Raw genomic sequence first — 13,829 nt, 5'->3', positions numbered from 1 at the left:
GATGAAGAAAAGTTTGATTTTTAGTAGTATCATTTTATTTATTTCGGCCATTTTATATTTAAAAATTCATAAAATTAATTCACAAACAATTGATTTACAAATAGTCCATAAAAGCATTTTAAATAACAATGAAAAAGAACCTAATTTTGAAATTTCTATATTAAAAAAAACTCTTTCACAAAGAGATACGCTTAAATATAATATATGTAATACTTTTGAAGAATCCATTTCTTTGTTACAATCAGAATTAATAAAAGTTGATACAATTCAATCAAATAGAGAAACTAAAGACTATATAAAATCTCTAATTATTGCCGATTATGTATATGCTGCTTTTAGCTTTCAATTTTTGGGTTCTAAACTAGGGATGGCTAAAGACGCTTCATCAATAAAAAATTGGGACAAAATAGCTATTAAGACTTGTTTTAATTTAGGTAATAAAAATCAATATGCTGTTTTTTGCGGAGAAAGAACGACATTTTATAATCGTTTAATCGAAAAATTATTAAAACTAAAAACAAAACAAGCTTCCGTTGAAGGAGTGCATACTTTTCCAATAATTATAATTGGCGGCAAAGACTATATTATTGACCCATACGATCCTTTTGTGGCGGTTGATACATTAAGTAAAACCGTATTAGACTACGATTTGATAGTAAAAAAACAATATAAATCATTGCAACCTATTCGAACAAAAAGAATGTTTGGTTCAAGTAGAATGTTGATATCTAGAAAATTATATACTAGACTAAAAAACGTATATGGAAAGATTAGCCTTGCTAACATGCTTGACAAATATTTAATAGAAAATGACCAATATTTGTCGCCCTTCAAACCTAAAAACTATGAGCCACCTTTAGAAAAAACAAAAAAAATCACAACGATTTTAAATAATAAAAATATTTTTGCCGTCAATATAAACGGAAGAATCGATGGTAATTTAATAAGCGAAAAAGATTTTTATAAATATTACATTGAGTCTAGATACTAAAATAATTAATTGATATATGTGTGGAATCCTAGGACATATTAGTACAAAAACAGCTGTTAATCAAAAACTATTTGGTCAAATGTTAATTACACTTGAGCATCGTGGTCCTGATGATTTTGGCGTTTTTTATTCTAAAGATAATACTGTTGCATTAGGCCACACAAGATTATCATTTTTAGACTTAAGTCCTTTAGGAAAACAACCTTTATGCAATGTCGAACAGAATATCTGGATTAGTTTCAATGGTGAAATATATAATTTTTTAGAATTAAAAGAAGAATTAAAAGAAAATTATCAATTTAAAACCCAGACTGACACTGAGGTTCTTATTGCTGCATATCAAACCTGGGGAATTAATTTTATTAATAAATTAAAAGGAATGTTTGCTTTTTCCTTATTGGATGAAAGACAAAATAAATTGTTTTTAGTAAGAGATCGTTTTGGAATCAAACCATTATATTATTTTAAAAACGCTGAAAATCTTGTTTTTGGTTCGGAACTAAAAGCTATTATCGCATCCGAAATCCCAAAAAAAGAAATCGATTTTAGCGCCTTTGCGGACTATTTTGTTTATCGATACATTCCATCCCCTAAAACCATTTGGAAAGACATAAAAAAACTACCTCCAGCAAATTATTTAGAAATAAACACGCTTACATTAGACGAAAAATTACATGAATATTGGAAACTTTCGTCAAAAAACACAGTTGCAAAAGAGGAAAATTTAATTCCTAAAATTAATTCTATCCTTATTAACTCAATAAAGCAACACATCCGCGCTGACTTGCCCATTGGGTCTTTTTTGAGTGGTGGTTATGACAGTAGCGCAATTGTATCTTATCTCAAAAAAAGCAATTACAATCCTAAAACTTTTTCAATAGGTTTTAGCAAATGGGAAAAGAGTGAACATCAATTTGCGTCAATTGTTGCCAAACATTTAAACATAAGTAATGAAGCCGTAATAGCTGATAATTCAAGCCTAGACTTAGTTAATAAAATGGCTGATGTTTACGATGAACCCATTGCTGACATATCAATTGTCCCAACATTTATGGTGAGCCAATTAGCTCGAAAAAGTGTAAAGGCAGTATTAAGTGGTGAAGGTGCCGATGAAATTTTTGGTGGATACACGTGGCAACATGATTTTTATAAATTGAATAACCCCAAGCATCTTTTATCTAAAATAAAAATCAAATTAAAACCTGTTGACACCGTTTCTTTCTATGCTAAAGCGATGGCAATGGGATGGTTTGACAAGAAGGAATTACAAAAAATGTTACATCCTAATTTACATTCATTCATACCTGAAGATGTACATTGGTTTTACAGAAAAAACTTTAATTCAAAATTAAGCCCATTAAAATCAATACAATATTTAGATATAAAATGTTTTATGGGTGAATTAGTTTTAACAAAAATTGACCGTGCCAGCATGGCAAATTCACTCGAAGTAAGAGTTCCTTTTTTAGATCACGAGCTGTTTGAAACTGTTTTTTCTTTAGAAGAAAATCAATACTATAAAAAAGAAAAAAGTAAATATTTACTATATGAAAACATAAAAAAGGACCTTCCTAACGAAATTCTGGAACGAAAAAAACAAGGTTTCGTAGGTCCTGACGCGTATTATATGGATTTAAAATATTATAAATCCGAACTAAAAAACAGCAAATTAGTTGAATATAAAATTATAAACCAGTCCTATATAGATGATTTGTTTAAAGAAGAATACAACTGGAAACTTTGGAAAATTTTAATCATGGAAAAATGGTTTCAAAAATGGGGAATATAAATAAATAAATACAATGGCATCAATATTTATAACAGGAGGAGCAGGTTTTATAGGCTATCATTTGCAAAAACACTTAGAAAAAAAGCATCAGATAACAGCTATCGATTTATTAGATAAAAATAATTATGCTGCAACAATCCGCAGCTCCAAGCTAATCAATATCGAACAAGGAGATATAAAAAATTCCTTTTTGAAAAAATTAAAAATAAAACCTGAGGTAGTTATTCATCTTGCTGCCGAAACTGGTATTTCAGGTTCTTTAAATAATCCAAAAAAATACATCGATACAAATATTAACGGCACTTTTAATGTACTCGAACAATGCAAAAAAAATGGAGTTAAGTATTTAATTTATGCTAGCAGCTCCTCTGTTTACAATCCAAATCAAGCAGAAATGGATGAAGAATCAGCAACTAAAAATCAACTTTCATTTTATGGAACAACAAAAAAAATGGGGGAAATTATGATTGAAAACTACTGTAAACAATTTGGAATCACAGCTATTGGTCTTCGGTTTTTTACTGTTTATGGTTCTTGGACTAGACCAGATATGGCCGCTTATAAATTCATGAAAACGATACAATCAGAAAAATCGATTACATTATACAACGAAGGCAATATATTTAGAGATTTTACTCATGTAAGTGATATTGTAAAATCAATTGAATTACTAATAGAAAAAATCCAAGAAGAAAAAACAGGCACCCATCAAATATTCAACATTGGATATGGAAGTCCAATTTCAGTTAAAAAATATGCTGATTTAATTGCTAAGGCACTTGACAAAGAACTATTTTATAAATCAGCCCCTTTGCCCAAAAACGAATTGGAATTTACCCATAGCAATACTTTAAAATTAGAAAATTACATCAATTTTAAACCTCAATGTGCTATTGAAGAGGGAGTAAAAGAAATGACTGATTGGTTTAAAAAAGAACAATATGAACAATAATATATTTGTATTTGTAGTGTGTGGCGCAGAAGAACATATTGCCACTCTTCATTTTTCATTAGCCTATTTGAAAAAATATTCTAAATGTCCTATTTATATTGTTACTGATGAGGCAAGAAATGAAATCGCTATTGAACATGATTCCATAATCAATATTGAAACTCCTAAAAACTATAATCACCATCAAGCTAGTATTTATTTAAAAACTGGCTTGCCTAAATTCTTACCTAAAGGAAATAATTACTGTTATCTTGATACTGATGTTGTTGCTATCAATACTGATTGTGATGCTATATTTAACCAATATATATCACCAATCTCATTTGCACCAGATCATTGTAAAATAAAAAAATTTAGTGCTTATGCGGTAAACTGCAGTTGCTCCAACGAATGGAAAACGGATAGAGAAACTTTCTCCTCAGTGCAAAAAAAATTCGACAAAAACATTCTAATATCAGATATAAAACTAGTAGAACAATCTCGGAAATTAGATTTTATGTTCAACGAATTGCAGAATTCCTACTTAAAAAAAATCAAAACTGGTATTCAATATTTTCTTTCGTATCCTATTTTTAAATTAAATGATGAATTTTACTACAATAGAAAATCGAAGACTTGGTTTAACCAAAATAATGAAATTATTAAATATGATTTCCCTATAAAACAAATTGAAAAAGAAACTGGATTTAAATACAAATGGTGGAACCATAAATGGATTAATACCAATGGAGTAAACTTGTGGGAAGATCAATGTGAACACTTAATTGACGAAATTAGAAATACTTTTGGGATTATTATTAAAGATAAAAACTGGCAACATTGGAACGGTGGTGTTTTTTTATTTAATGATTCAAGTGCTGATTTTTTGGAATCATGGCATCAAAAAACAGTACATATTTTTACTCTACCCAATTGGAAAACTAGAGATCAAGGAACTTTGATAGCAACTGTCTGGGAATTTGGATTACAAAACCAGCCCACTTTATCAAAAAAATGGAATTTTCTAGCAGATTATCACAACAGTGGATTAGCCTTAAAAGCAACTGATAATTTAATCAGCGATGACGGTTTTAAAAATTCTTACAATCCAAATTTCATTCATGTATATCATAATTGGGGTAAAAAAGACTGGAGTGTTTGGCAATGGATTGAAACGAAATTATAAACATTATGAAGAGCCACTTTTTAACATTCATTATTAAATATAAATTCATTGCGATAGCTTTATTTTATATGTTTTTTTCACTTATAATTGGAGAAACGCATCCTTTTTCTTGCTTCCCGATGTATAGTTCTTTTCCTAACTGGTCGTATGCTTTTTATTTAGCGGATGAAAATGACAAGCTTATCCCTGCTGAACAATTTCAAACTACTGGTGGAAAGATGGGACATACATACTACTCTGTTTGTAGCTCAAAAAAAATATTATATGGAAACGGAATGGAATCCGACAAAGAATTGCAAACGATTGGCAAAGAAATGATGGATTTAATAGCATTGAATAATAAATCGGCAAAATATTCAAATATTGCTTTACATAGAATCTACTTTTTTTATCAAAATGACACCATAAAACAACAAAATAAAATAATTTATGAGAGAAATTTTGAATAAAATTTACACCAATAAGTATACAAATTTAGAGTGGAACTTTATAAAAATAATTTTCATCACCCTATGGATTATTCTTGCTTCAATGGTACTTAATTCCTATCAAACAATTCCTATGCCTCAAGGAATTTGTAAACTAATCCCTTGCGAATTATTTTTAGATGGTTATACAAAATATGCTTTAATCCTAGTGATAATTATAGCCTCCCTATTTTACATATTGGAAATAAAACAAATATATACTTGTTTGGTTATTTTTATAATCAGCACACTATTATTTACAATTGAAGAATCTAATGGTATTCTAAACAGGAATAGCCTTTTTACTTTTGTGTTTTTCGCTCAATTTTTGGCCTATTTATTATATCATTATGATAGTAAGTCCAATATTAAAAAAAATAGAATTCAATTTTCGGTTCAAGTAATTGCTGCTGGCTATACGCTTTCGGCTTTATCAAAATTATTTCATTCTGGTATTTTTTGGATACATGATGGCAAAAGAATTACACTACAAATTTTAAAATCATTTTATACCGTGTATGTAACTGATGGTGACACAAAATGGGTAAGCAAAGCAGAAAATATGGTAGCTTTTATAGAAAATCATCCTTTAATTGTTAGCTTTTTATTAGGCACCTCCCTTTTTTTAGAACTATTTGCACTACTCTCCATCAAAAATAAAAAAAGTGCTTTGGTCTATGGTCTGCTCCTTATTTTAATGCATTTGGGAATTTACATTGTAATGGATATTGCAATTGTTTCCATTTTAATACCCATGTTATTATTTATGGTAAACCCATTGTATATCATATGGGTTATATTGAAAAGTTTCTACAAGAAATTAGCGATGTGTTATCCTAAATTCAATTTCTCTAAAACCAATTAAATGTCAAACTTTTGTACCACATCAACCGTTTCTCACTTATATAAAACATACGCTTTAGCAGACAGTATTGCGCCATTTGGCGGGGTGTTACATGTTTTACTGATTGACGGAAGTCCGGACAATACTACTGAAATCCCACAAAACATCCACTTTTTTTCGTTGAAAAATTTGACAGATGAAATTGGAAAAAAAATAATATCAAAATATAAGAATAAAGACAAATTAAGATGGGCATTGAAACCTGTTTTTTTGACTTTTCTGTTAAGAAAATATTCAAAAGTAATTTATGTTGATAATGATATTTTCTTTTTTAATGATTTTTCCTTTTTATTTGAAAAACTAGAAAAAAAAGCCGTCTTATTAACTCCTCATTTTTATGAAGCGAGTCCACAAAAAAATCAAAATTGGCTAGAAGCTAACTTTCGTGTTGGTTTATATAATGCTGGTTTTATTGGCGTTAATTCAAAGGCTATTCCATTCCTAAATTGGTGGGCAAATTGTTGTTTATATAACATAAAAAAAACATATTGGAGAGGTTTGTTTGACGATCAAAAGTATTTAGATTTAGTTCCTGTTCTTTTTGATGATGTTGAAATTATTAAACATAGAGGTTGTAATCTTGCTGGATGGAATTATACAAATTACCCTCATGAATTAGCTAAAAACAATATTAATTTAATTTTCATTCATTTTGCAGAACTAAGCTTAATTGAATTTTCAAAACCTGAAAATTATTGGCATAAAAGCTATATTAACTATGTTGATTCATTAAAAAAACACTTTCCAAACTACTTATTTAAAAGAAAAATTTTTAATAAAAATACCGTCAGTAATTACCTGTATTTTTTAACTTGGAAATTTTGTATGCTGTTTGAAAAAAATTAAATTAAAAATTATGTTATTTAAATCTAAAAAAACAGAAGAATTATTTAGAAAAAATGGATTCATAATTATCCCTAACTTTCTATCTGATGAAGATATTGAAAAATTGACATCACTATATAATTCATTGAATATTGAAAATCTTGAAGAAATTTATACTAATATAAAAGACCGAGATCTTGAATTGAATGAAAAGATTGATCATTTTTTAAAAGGCATTTTCCAACCTTCATTAGAGCAACATTTTGCTAATTTTATTCCAGACGGTGGCGTTTTTATCGTAAAAGGAACAGGTGAAAAAAGTGAATCATCACTCCATCAAGATTGGAATGTAATTGATGAAGAAAAATATTTATCCTGTTGTGTTTGGTGTCCACTTCTTGATGTGAACGAATCAAATGGATGCTTACAGATAATACCTAAAAGCAATAATTGGTTTAAATCCATACGCTCATCAAATATAAGACCGTTGTTCCTCGATTTTAAAACTGTGAAGAAACAATTAATTTCTGTTCCTGTCAAAAAAGGCACAGCTGTTGTTTTTGCTCACAATGTATTCCATGGTTCAAAACCTAATTATACAAGTACACTTAGACCAGTAGCAACAGTTAGTGTAATTTCTAAAGAGGCTACCCCTATCCATTACCTGAAAAATGGGGATAAAATAGATGTAGTTATTGCAGATAAAAATTTCTATCAGAATGAAATAAAAAAAATATATGCAGGCATTAAACCAGAAATTAATATTCTTGAACAAATCGATTTTAGTGAGGAGTATACTGTTTCGGAAGAAAATTTCATGAAAACTTTTAAAAAAAATACGAGCCTATTAAATAAATTGTTTGGCAGAAAATTATAGCCTACTAATACTAAAAACTGATAGGCTCTTGCATACCTTTGCAAAGGTAAATTAATGAATCTTTAAATTTGATTTTATACTAATGGATCTTTTATTTAATAAAAAAACAAAAGTACTTGTTCTTGGCGCAGGTGGTTTTATAGGGACAAATCTAATTAAAAGACTTAAACCTATGAATTGTCATATCACTGGAGTCGATTTAAAATATCCTGATTTCTCTGAACATATTGCGGATGAATATTTTATTAATGATCTTCGTAATTCGACAGAAGTCGATTTAATTTTCAATAAAACGTATGATTATATTTTTCAACTAGCCGCAGATATGGGAGGTGCAGGATATGTTTTTTCAGGAAAAAATGATGCTGATTTAATGTATAATTCGAGTATGATAAATCTAAATATTTTGAATGCCGTTGTCAAAAAAGAATTTAAAGGAGTTCTATTTTACGCATCGTCTGCCTGTATTTATCCCGAACATAACCAGACCGATTCAGAAAATACAAATTGTGAAGAATCAAGCGCTTACCCTGCAAATCCTGATAGTGAATATGGTTGGGAAAAACTTTATGCTGAAAGATTATACACTTCTTTCAAAAGAAATTATAATATCTCCATCAGAATAGCGCGTTTTCATAATATTTTTGGCCCAGAAGGTATTTTTGAAGGAGGAAAAGAAAAAGCACCAGCAGCTATTTGCAGGAAAGTAATAAAAGCTAAAGAAGGTGAAACTATAGAAATATGGGGCGACGGTATGCAAACACGATCTTTTCTATATATTGATGACTGTATTGATGCACTACTTAAACTAATAAAAAGTCCTGTTGAATACCCAATAAACATTGGTTCTGAAGAAATGATTTCAATAAACGATTTAGCAAAAATGGTTATCGGTATTTCAGGCAAAAAGCTACACATAAAAAACATAGAAGGATTTCAAGGAGTCAGAAGTCGTAGCTCAGACAATAGAATGATAGAAAAATTATTGCATTGGCAACCCACAAATAATCTAGAAGTAGGCATGAAAACCACTTACGATTGGATTCAGAAAAAAATAGATTTAAATTAATTCAATACCTTTAATTAAAAAATAACGCCACAATGAATTCATCATTAAGTAAAAGAAAAGATTTTATAAATTTTACCGCAATAGAATTAATGGTTCCCGAAGAATCAATCTCGTTTGAAACTAACTTTAGAGATATTTCGACATGGAGTTCTTTGACTGCTTTACTTTATATTTCTAGAATCAATGAAGAAATTGATGTTTTGATTTCGTCCACTGATTTAGCTTCTGCAAAAACATTAGATGATATTTACCAAATAGTTATTTCAAGATCAAATGGCATTATCTAAAACAAGAGGCTCAAAAATTGTTGGCATAGTTTCAATTGTGCCAAAAAATACTGAAGATAATTTACAATTAGATTTATTATCAGAAACAGATAGAGAAGCTATACTTTTACATACCGGAATCCGCTTTCGAAGAAAAGCAAACTACAAACAAAACGTAAAAGAACTATACAAAAAAGGGATTGAACGATTACTCGAACAATTAAATTGGGATACTAGTTCCATAGATGTTTTAATATGCGTCACACAAACACCTCAGATTGCAATCCCTTCCATCGCTTGTCAACTTCATGGAGATATGGCTTTTCCTTTAAACACATTAAGCTATGACATCAATTCAGGTTGCTCAGGATTTGTTTACGGACTTCATACTGTAAACACTTTAATTTCCTCATTAGAAAAGAAAAATGCTAGAGCCATTTTATGTTGTGGAGATATTTCTTCACAATTAATTGATGCTGAAGATCGATCTGTAAAACCAATATTCTCGGATGCAGTATCTGTAATTGGAATAGAAATGATGGATGACAAAACGGCTATATCGGGTTATTTCAATCTTCAAACAGAAGGTAGTGGCCAAAAAGCTATTTTTACTGAAAAAATGGAAGATCAAAATCAATACATGCGACTTAATGGTATTGATGTCTTTAATTACTCCTTAAAACTAGTTCCTAATAATATTTTAGAGTTATTAAAATTTGCTGAAAAAGATGTTGAATTTCCTGATTTATATGTGTTCCATCAGGCCAATAAAGTAATCAATGACGCCATAAGTAGAAAATTAAAACTAAACATAGAAAAAGTACCAAGTAGTCTGTATGAATTTGGCAATACAGCATCTGCTAGTATCCCACTAACATTAGGTTCGATTTGGAACAAGACAATTACAAATTCTGGCTGGATATTGTTATCTGGATTTGGTGTTGGTTTTTCATTGGCATCAGCATTAATTCCTTTTGAACCAAAATTTTGCTCAGTTCCTGAGGAAATATAATACAATACTTATTTTATGATAGACTTAGATATTGTTATCCCTGTTTATAATTCATCGTTAAACGTCAGTTCGTTGATTGAACGATTGAATTCATGGGCAAATGAAACTACTTATAAATTTCAAGTCATTTTTGTAGATGATTGTAGTAACGATAATTCAATTAAAAAAATTATTTCGGAGCCAAAAGCATTCGAATATAAGCTCATACAATTAGCCAAAAACTACGGACAACACACAGCAACTGCTGTTGGGTTAAGCAAGTCTTCAGCTCCTTATGTAGCGACTATTGACGATGATTTACAACATGACCCATTTGAACTTGAGAATTTATTAAAAATGCTCATACATGAAGATATAGATTTAGTATATGGTGTATATCAAAAGAAAGAACATGCTGCTTTTCGTAATTTCGGGAGTAGTTTGCTAAAAAGAATTTTACGTTTAGCAGGATTGAATTATAATATGGTTACTTCATTTCGGTTGATGAAATCAAAAGTCACAAAAACATTCAAAAACACCAGTGTAACGAGTATTATCTTTATTGATGAATACTTAACAAAAATTGCAAAAAACCAAAGTTCTTGTCTTGTAAATCATTTTAGCCGTAAAGAAGGTCAGTCTAATTATAGCACCTGGAAACTCGTTAAATTTGCTTTGAAAATTATACTTTTTCACACGGCAATTCCATTACGATTTATTACTCGTTTTGGTCTGGTAATGGCTATTGTTTTCTTTATGTTTGGGTTTTATTTTACATACAATAAAATTGCAAATAACGTACCTTTAGGTTATTCATCATTAATTGTAGCTCTGTTTTTTTCAACAGGAATGATTTTGCTTTCATTAGGAATCATAGGCGAATACATTCGTAAAATATGGATCTCACAAAACAAATTAGACCAAGTAATCATTCTGGAATAATGGAATTAAAAGATTATGGAATAACCCTAGAACCGTTGAACATCGAAAGCATTGAAACTGTTCGAATTTGGAGAAATCAAACTCAAGTCAATCAGTTTATGGATTACCAAAAGATAATTTCTAGAGAAGAACAGTTAGATTGGTTTAAAAAAATTCAGAATTCAAATTCAGCATATTATATCATAAAAAAAGGGAATGATCAAATTGGAATGATTCATCTCAACCAAATAAATAATACTACAAAATCTGCCGAAGCTGGAATTTTCATAGGAAACAATGACTTTAATGGGACTGGAATTACTTTAGGTGCTTCGCTACTATTATTAAATCATGCTTTTACTACTTTGGAACTTGAAATTATTTACGCCAAAGTAAAAAATAGTAATAGTAATGCTATAAAATACAATCAACTTCTTGGTTTTACAGAAGACAACCCTTTTAATTCAGAATTTACTATTTGGAAAATAATGAACACTACTTTTTTTGATATTAAACCTAAGTTGATTCAACTACTATACTAATTTAGCGTTGTAAAATACGCCATCTTATCTCATCTAAATATGCTTTTATAACCTGAAGTATATTCTTTTTTTCAAGACTTAAATAATTCATTGTGAACAAGCTTGGATTTAACATCCATTTAATCATCCGATTTGGAAAAGTTAAAGTTCCATATGGAAAAGTTTTGAGCAGAAAGTAAGGTTTTAATTTAGGATAAATTGTTTTAAAAAAAACAGACCTATTATGTTTGTAAAAATTATTTTTTCTAGGAACTAATACATCCATACCAATATGAAAAGTAAGATGTGCATCTGGAATATAAAGTGGTTTTTTTGCAAAAGAAAAAAGATTATGAACTAAAGTTACTTCTAAAAAAGAAATTCCAACACAAATAGATTCTAAAATAAAAGCATCCAAAAGTGATCTTTTAAACACAAAACAATCAAATCCCGGATGTGATTTACCAAGGTCAGCATACATTAATGGTAAATCTTCAACTTTAGTATACTTATTTGACAAACGCCTACGGTTTATTACAATAGCATCATGACCTTTCTCCAAATACTGAAAAACAGTGTCATAAAAATGAGGCATTAATGCAATATCTACATTGGTATAAATACAATAATCGCAAGGGTCAATTTCTTTAATTTTATTTAGAATATCTTTAATAAGAGGTAATTTTCGTGTTTTTAAATCTAAATTGACATCTAAAACAGATTGATTTAAATTTGAAAGTTGTATAAATCCTTCTGGAATAAAACTTCTATCTTCTTCAAATTGTGTCGTACATAAAGTTATTTTTTCTTTATGCTTAGAAAAGTTTTTGGCTACTAAAATGCTCTCAAAAGTAATAGGTTGAGCATAATACAAATCAGAATTTTTATCTACTTTTACGGGGTTAATTATATGTATAAGATGAGTCAATGAAAAAAATTTTATTTAATAATACCCGAAAGTCATGCAATTATACAAAAAATTTAGAACTACTATTTTCAGATTATGAATTAATTAGAAAAAAACATTTTTCAACTCTTTGCTTAGACAAACTTAAAAATATTTATCCAAAATCAGAATTATTCTTAACACACTCTGCAACAGGTGCCTTAGAAATGATTGCTTCGTTAATTAATATTCAATCTGGTGATGAAATCATAATGCCTTCATTTACATTTGTTTCAACTGCAAATGCTTTTGTAAGTAAAGGAGGAGTTCCTGTTTTTATTGATATCAATCCTAATACACTAAATATTGATGAAACTCTAATTGAACAAGCAATAACTCCAAAAACGAGAGCAATTATTGCTATGCATTATGCTGGTCATTCTTGCAATATGACTGCTTTAAAAAATATTTGTGAAAAATATAATTTAATTTTAATTGAAGATGCTGCTGTTGGTTTTGGTAGCTATCACATGGAAGAACCTTTAGGCAGTATCGGAGATTTTGGCGTAATTAGTTTTGATGTCACCAAACATATTACTGCAATCCAAGGGGGGCTTTTAATAGTCAACAATAAAAATTTCGAAGAAAGAGCGTACACTATTTATCATATAGGAACTAATCGAAATGCGTTCCAAAAAGGAGAAATACCTTATTATGAATGGGTAGACATTGGGTCTAAATATCAAATGAACGAATTGAATGCAGCTTTTTTAAATGAACAGTTATGCCAGTCCGAAGACATTCTAAAACTTAGAATTAATTTATCTTCTTTATATTATGCTGAGTTAAAACAATTAGAAGAATCGAATAAATTAAGGCTTATACCTGAAATTTTAGTCTCTACAAACATTCATGAATTTTACATCATTTTAAACTCAAAAAAGGAAAGAGAAGAATTAATTATTTATTTGAATAAAAAAAATATAGAAGCATTATTTCATTACATCCCTTTACATAAAACAAATATGGGACTAAAAACAGGAAGGTATTTTGGATCAAACAATACCGAAGATATTTCTCAAAGATTATTGCGACTGCCGCTTCATAGTGAACTAATTCCTGATGAAATTAGGTATATTACCTCTAGCATTCAAGATTTTTTCAAAAATTAAATAAAAAACCCATAAAAACAAATGCTTTATGGG

General features: G+C 29.2%; 15 protein-coding genes. 14 read left to right on the top strand and 1 reads right to left on the bottom strand.

Going from position 1 to position 13,829, the window contains the following annotated elements; translation table 11 throughout:
• Window position 1: 1 nt before the first annotated feature.
• From C8C88_RS07065 to C8C88_RS07005, 13 genes are all read left to right on the top strand, one after another.
• Window positions 2-991 carry a hypothetical protein gene (locus C8C88_RS07065; protein WP_121337433.1) on the top strand — a complete coding sequence of 330 codons (990 nt, stop codon included), beginning with the start codon at window positions 2-4 and terminating at the stop codon, window positions 989-991.
• A 16-nt stretch (window positions 992-1,007) separates the two neighbouring features.
• Entirely contained in the window at window positions 1,008-2,780 is a 1,773-nt protein-coding gene (gene asnB / locus C8C88_RS07060; protein WP_121337432.1) for an asparagine synthase (glutamine-hydrolyzing), read from the top strand.
• A gap of 13 nt (window positions 2,781-2,793) precedes the next feature.
• On the top strand, window positions 2,794-3,732 hold the full coding sequence (locus tag C8C88_RS07055) for an NAD-dependent epimerase/dehydratase family protein (protein WP_121337431.1): 939 nt from the start codon (window positions 2,794-2,796) through the stop codon (window positions 3,730-3,732).
• Window positions 3,722-4,897, top strand: a complete 1,176-nt coding sequence (locus C8C88_RS07050) for a hypothetical protein (protein WP_121337430.1) — start codon at window positions 3,722-3,724, stop codon at window positions 4,895-4,897. Before C8C88_RS07055 ends, C8C88_RS07050 begins: the two co-directional genes overlap by 11 nt.
• Window positions 4,898-4,902: 5 nt before the next feature.
• A complete protein-coding gene (locus tag C8C88_RS07045; protein WP_147403445.1) occupies window positions 4,903-5,346 on the top strand; it encodes a hypothetical protein in 444 nt (147 codons plus the stop codon).
• Window positions 5,327-6,229: a hypothetical protein gene (locus C8C88_RS07040; RefSeq protein ID WP_147403444.1), complete on the top strand. Its 903-nt coding sequence runs from the start codon at window positions 5,327-5,329 to the stop codon at window positions 6,227-6,229. Before C8C88_RS07045 ends, C8C88_RS07040 begins: the two co-directional genes overlap by 20 nt.
• A complete protein-coding gene (locus C8C88_RS07035) occupies window positions 6,230-7,114 on the top strand; it encodes a hypothetical protein (protein WP_121337427.1) in 885 nt (294 codons plus the stop codon).
• Between the two features lie 10 nt (window positions 7,115-7,124).
• On the top strand, window positions 7,125-7,970 hold the full coding sequence (locus C8C88_RS07030) for a phytanoyl-CoA dioxygenase family protein (protein ID WP_147403443.1): 846 nt from the start codon (window positions 7,125-7,127) through the stop codon (window positions 7,968-7,970).
• Between the two features lie 82 nt (window positions 7,971-8,052).
• Window positions 8,053-9,039 (top strand): NAD-dependent epimerase/dehydratase family protein, encoded by a 987-nt coding sequence (locus C8C88_RS07025; RefSeq protein WP_121337425.1) that lies wholly within the window; start codon window positions 8,053-8,055, stop codon window positions 9,037-9,039.
• A gap of 32 nt (window positions 9,040-9,071) precedes the next feature.
• Window positions 9,072-9,326: an acyl carrier protein gene (locus tag C8C88_RS07020; RefSeq protein ID WP_121337424.1), complete on the top strand. Its 255-nt coding sequence runs from the start codon at window positions 9,072-9,074 to the stop codon at window positions 9,324-9,326.
• Window positions 9,313-10,317 (top strand): ketoacyl-ACP synthase III, encoded by a 1,005-nt coding sequence (locus tag C8C88_RS07015; protein ID WP_121337423.1) that lies wholly within the window; start codon window positions 9,313-9,315, stop codon window positions 10,315-10,317. Before C8C88_RS07020 ends, C8C88_RS07015 begins: the two co-directional genes overlap by 14 nt.
• A 15-nt stretch (window positions 10,318-10,332) precedes the next feature.
• Window positions 10,333-11,238, top strand: a complete 906-nt coding sequence (locus C8C88_RS07010; protein WP_121337422.1) for a glycosyltransferase — start codon at window positions 10,333-10,335, stop codon at window positions 11,236-11,238.
• The gene (locus C8C88_RS07005; protein WP_121337421.1) at window positions 11,193-11,759 is read left to right on the top strand and encodes a GNAT family N-acetyltransferase; all 567 of its coding nucleotides are present in this window, start codon (window positions 11,193-11,195) and stop codon (window positions 11,757-11,759) included. Before C8C88_RS07010 ends, C8C88_RS07005 begins: the two co-directional genes overlap by 46 nt.
• 1 nt (window position 11,760) lies before the next feature.
• On the opposite strand, the gene C8C88_RS07000 is transcribed toward C8C88_RS07005, so the two are convergent.
• The gene (locus C8C88_RS07000; RefSeq protein ID WP_121337420.1) at window positions 11,761-12,666 is read right to left on the bottom strand and encodes a hypothetical protein; all 906 of its coding nucleotides are present in this window, start codon (window positions 12,664-12,666) and stop codon (window positions 11,761-11,763) included.
• Here C8C88_RS07000 and rffA point away from each other — a divergent pair.
• Window positions 12,666-13,796 (top strand): dTDP-4-amino-4,6-dideoxygalactose transaminase, encoded by a 1,131-nt coding sequence (gene rffA, locus C8C88_RS06995; protein WP_121337419.1) that lies wholly within the window; start codon window positions 12,666-12,668, stop codon window positions 13,794-13,796. The genes C8C88_RS07000 and rffA overlap by 1 nt on opposite strands.
• Window positions 13,797-13,829: the final 33 nt, after the last annotated feature.

Source organism: Flavobacterium sp. 123 (assembly GCF_003634825.1).
GTDB lineage: Bacteria > Bacteroidota > Bacteroidia > Flavobacteriales > Flavobacteriaceae > Flavobacterium.
This window is presented reverse-complemented; position numbering and strand designations above follow the sequence as displayed.